General features: G+C 64.5%; 2 protein-coding genes. One reads left to right on the forward strand and one right to left on the reverse strand.

Annotated elements, in window-relative coordinates; translation table 11 throughout:
* Position 1 precedes the first annotated feature (1 nt).
* A complete protein-coding gene (locus HW556_RS18005; RefSeq protein ID WP_176901508.1) occupies positions 2-1,795 on the reverse strand; it encodes a hypothetical protein in 1,794 nt (597 codons plus the stop codon).
* A gap of 157 nt (positions 1,796-1,952) precedes the next feature.
* On the opposite strand from HW556_RS18005, the gene HW556_RS18010 reads away from it, so the two are divergent.
* The gene (locus HW556_RS18010; protein ID WP_176901509.1) at positions 1,953-4,049 is read left to right on the forward strand and encodes a beta-N-acetylhexosaminidase; all 2,097 of its coding nucleotides are present in this window, start codon (positions 1,953-1,955) and stop codon (positions 4,047-4,049) included.
* Positions 4,050-4,100 lie beyond the last annotated feature (51 nt).

The raw sequence follows: 4,100 nt of genomic DNA on the forward strand, positions 1-4,100 counted from the left end.
TTTAGTTGAATACCTCCAGTTTGGCGTTGTCCAGCCGTAGGTTGGTGGTGGTGCCGTAATAGAGGAACACGATGGAGAGGTGGTCGAAGGGCTGGCTTGGGGGGCGGACAGTAAAGCTTAGCGTGCGGGGCCAGTTGGGCTCCAGCGCCCGTTGCAGGCGCACAGTGCGCTCTTTTACTATGGTGGAACCGTCCCAGAACCGTACCACGTACTGCGTCATGCGGCCAACATCCCACTCGTAATCGGGCGCGCTGGCCAGGGCCGAGGCGCGGAGCCAAGTGAAGCTGCCGGGCCGGACGGGCAGGCGGTATTCGGGGCTGCTGGGGTGGGCCGCATCTAATTGTAGCGAGCAGTTGCCCGCCAGCGCCGGGGTACCGCAGGAGGCATTGGGCTGCTGCTCGAAATCCTGCTGCCAGAGTATGCGCAGGTTGCGGGGCGTGCCGGTAAACTCGGAGTTGCTGTCGAGCAGCAGCCGGGTTTCGGGCGGTACCTGGTAGCGGAACAAGATGCGCCAGAGGTAGGTGCGCGTCATGTCGCCGGCCGCCAGCAGGCCCCCGGGCAGGGCCATTTGTGTGAGCCAGAAACCATAAGCGCAGCCCAGCACAGCCAGCACGCCGTAGAGGGCGGCCCACATCGGCCGGGCCAGCAGCCAGCGCAGGGCCGCCGCCAGGGGCCAGGCCAACACGGCGTAGGTCTGCACCATGGCCCGCTGGCCCAGGCCGCCGCCATAGGTCCACTCATCCCAAGCGAAGGCTACGTACACGAACAGCACCATAAACACCAGCATGGGCCAGAACGCCGCCGGCTGCTGCCGCCGCAGCGGCCCGAAGCCCACCAGTGCCGTAATGAGCAGCGGCGAGTACATCAGCCAGCCACTGCGGAAGCTGAAAATGCCGTCGAACAGGTGCGGTTTCAGCCAGCTAAATCCCTGCTCCTGGTAGCTGTACACCACCCACTCGCCGCTGGCGTAGTACCAGTATAAGGGCTGAATGCTAACCACCACCGCCCCGAGGGCCGCAGCCAGCAGCAGATGACCGGCGTGCTGACGCCAAAAAACCAGCCTTTCGCGCAATACGCCCCTCGACCAGTGCAGCCCCCACAGCAACGGCAGCAGCACGGCCAGCAGCTCGGTGGGCCGCGTGAGCGTCATCAGGCCGATGATGGCCCCGATGGCCGCCGCCCGGCCCGCCGTGGGGCGGGCGTAGTAGGCGGGCGTGAGCAGCAGTAGGGCCGTGTACCAGCCAAACAGCCAGTTGTGCGTGAGGGAGCCCTGGCCGGCGCTATAGTTGAGGTAGTTGGTGCCCAGCACCAGAATCAGGAGGGTGCCGGCCGTGGCCCACTCGCCGAAGCGCGGCAGCAACGCCCGGCGCAGCAGCCACAAACTTAGCACGGCCACCAACAGGGCTGCCAGCTTCATGGCCAGCTGATAGGGTTCAGAATAGCCATCGGGAGCGTAGCCCAGCGGCGCGGCCAGGGCGTGGGCAACCAGAAAAAACGGCAGTTCCTGCAGGGCCAGGCCGGCGGGGTACTTGAGCACCATGTGGCCGCTGGGGTGCGCAAAAGCCGCGTCGAAGCCGGAGCCCGAGGGCGCGTAATCGCGCACGAGCTGGTGGCGGAAGTTGAGGTCGCGCAGGTCGTGATGCACGAAAATGGCCGGCAGGTAGAGGTAGTAGCCGGCCGCATCCCACTGCAAAACCCGCGACTTATTGGGCTGGGGCGGTGGGTAGTACCACCAGGCTACCCCCAAAATCAGGGCCACGCACATAATCCAGGCCCACCAGGAAGCAGATTTCATGGCCTGAAAGTACGACCCGGAAAAGAATTGGCCGGGTGGTTGCGGAGACGCTGGCGGCCGCTTAGCGCCGAAAGGCAGCCGACCGGTACGGCATCGTTGGCGTTGGGCACGCGTGCGTACCTTGCCATTCCTCCTATTGCCCCTTTACACTCTGCTTATGCTTTCCCTGCCCGCCCTGTCGCGCCGGTTTTTGGCCCTGCTGCCGGCCCTGCTCCTGCTGGCTAGCTCCGTTGTGCTGGCCCAGCCTGCCGCCCCCACCGATACCCGAAATCTGCTGCCCGTGCCCACCTCGGTACGCTGGGGCACGACTACGCTGAAGCCGAAAACCACCCTGCGGCCGCTATTTCAGGGCAACCCCGATTCGATTACCTCTGCCGCCGTAACCCGCACGCTAAACCGGCTGGGGCTGAACGCGCCGGTTAAAAACCAGTCGGCCAATACCCTACCGCTGCAAATAAGCTACGGCAAAATAGGTCGGCCCGAACTGTTCGATGAGGAGCGCTACAGCCTGCGCGTTACGCCCTCCGGTGTTACCATCGATGCGCCCACCAGCCTAGGCGTACTGCGGGCCTTGGCTACACTGGAGCAGCTACCCCAAGTGGTCGGTCGCAATGTGGTGCTGCCCGAAGTGGACATTCAGGACCAGCCGCGCTTTGCTTGGCGGGGGCTGCTGATTGATGCGGCCCGGCACTTCATGCCCGTTTCCGTCATCAAGCGCAACCTCGATGCTATGGCGGCCACCAAGCTCAACGTGCTGCACTGGCACCTTTCCGACGACCAGGGATTTCGGGTGGAAAGCAAAACGCTGCCCCGCCTGCACCAAGTAAGCGGCCAGTACTACACTCACGCCCAGGTGCGCGAGGTACTGCGCTACGCCGCTGCCCGTGGCATCCGGGTGCTGCCCGAGTTCGATGTGCCCGGCCACACCATCGCCTGGCAGTCCGCCTACCCGCAGCTGGCCTCCGGCGACACGCTGTATAAAACCGTGTACCAGAGCTGGCGCCTCGCCAACGTAGCCATGGACCCGACCAAGGAAACCACCTACGAGCTGCTCGACACGCTATTTGGCGAAATGACGGCCCTGTTTCCCGACCCCTACTTCCACATCGGGGGCGACGAAAACGACGGGCGGCAGTGGCGGGGCAACCCGCGCATTATGGCGTTTGCGAAGGCTAAAAAGATGCTGAAGTCGGACGGCAAAACGCTCGACAAGCACGCGCTGCAGACCTACTTTAACCGCCGGGTGCTCACCATGCTTACCAAATACAACAAGCAGATGGTGGGCTGGGACGAAATTCTAGGCCCCGGCCTGCCCAAAAATGCCGTTATCCAGAGCTGGCGGGGCAAAAAAGGCCTGTATGATGCCGCCAAAGCCGGCAACCGCGCCATCCTGTCCAATGGCTACTACCTCGACCTCTACCTGTCGGCCTCCAACGCCTACGGCACCGACCCGCTGCCCGTCGACAACCCGCTCAGCGTAACCCAGCAACGCCTCATCATGGGCGGCGAGGCCACCATGTGGAGCGAGTTTGCCGACAGCGTCATCATCGACTCACGCATCTGGCCTCGCGCCGCCGCCGTGGCCGAGCGGTTGTGGTCGGCCCGCGAGGTAACCAGCACGCCCGATATGTACCGCCGCCTGGCCGTCGTATCGCGGCAGTTGGAGGGCCTGGGTTTGCAGCACCGGAGCGCCCCCGAGCAGTTGCTACGCCAACTGGCCGGCCCCACCGACGTAGTCCCGTTGCGCACGCTGACGCAGGTCCTGGAGCCGGTGAAGGAGTACAAACGCCACTTCCAGGGTTTCACCTACACGCCCAGCACGCCGCTCAACCGCCTCGTCGATGCCGCCCCCGCCGAATCGGACGTGGCCCGCAACTTCAACTGCCGCGTTGATTCGCTGATGGAGGCCATGAGTACGGCTCAGGCCCGCGGGTCGGTGTTTGCCATGAGTGCCAGCCGCCGCAATGCCGTGACCATGCGCCAGCAACTGCAAACCTGGCAGGCTAACCACTCCCTCCTGATTCCGCTGCTGGCGTCCTCCCCCACCCTCACCGAGTACGCCCCACTCTCGGCCGCATTAAGTGCCGCCGCCGCCCTGGGCCTAGAGCGGCTGGCGCTGCTGGAGAAGCAGCAGCAACCTGATGCCGAGTGGCAAGCCGAGGCAATCAAGCAACTTGACGCGCTGAACAAGCCGGCCGGCCAGACGGAACTGGTGCTGCTGCCGGCTATTCGGCGGCTGGTGGAATTGAAGTAGGCACCTGTCATACTGAGCTTGTGGAGGGGTATAGGGGCGGGGGTGTGCGCC

It is taken from the genome of Hymenobacter terrestris (assembly GCF_013377905.1).
GTDB lineage: Bacteria > Bacteroidota > Bacteroidia > Cytophagales > Hymenobacteraceae > Hymenobacter > Hymenobacter terrestris.

Coding starts and splice junctions, on each gene's coding strand:
- HW556_RS18005 (WP_176901508.1), bottom strand. CDS start 1,795: ATGAAATCTGCTTCCTGGTGGGCCTGGATTATGTGCGTGGCCCTGATT.
- HW556_RS18010 (WP_176901509.1), top strand. CDS start 1,953: ATGCTTTCCCTGCCCGCCCTGTCGCGCCGGTTTTTGGCCCTGCTGCCG.